The 242-nt window shown below is 58.3% G+C and carries 1 protein-coding gene; it reads right to left on the bottom strand.

Annotated features, from left to right (window positions below; all coding sequences use genetic code 11):
• Nucleotides 1-99: 99 nt before the first annotated feature.
• Nucleotides 100-242 (bottom strand): alpha/beta hydrolase (locus EOD29_RS37730; protein ID WP_164764078.1); only part of this gene is annotated, 143 nt, incomplete at its 5' end.

The raw sequence follows: 242 nt of genomic DNA on the forward strand, positions 1-242 counted from the left end.
ATCAGGTCTCATGAAACGAGAGATAGCGGGAAATGGGCGCGAGGCCAGAGGCGAGAAGAAGGGGCTGGCGAATGCGCCGCGGCTCAACGGCGGCGATCGTCACGACCCTATTCCATCGAGAAAGGATTCCACAGCGGCATTAAATTGCGACGGCCGCTGGAGCGGCGCGAAATGGCTGACGCTTGTGAGATAGATCATCTCAGCGTTCGGAATGCTGCGAGCAAGATATTCGGCATGCTCCG

Origin of the sequence: Mesorhizobium sp. M1A.T.Ca.IN.004.03.1.1, assembly GCF_003997555.1 — a bacterium.
Taxonomy (GTDB): domain Bacteria; phylum Pseudomonadota; class Alphaproteobacteria; order Rhizobiales; family Rhizobiaceae; genus Mesorhizobium.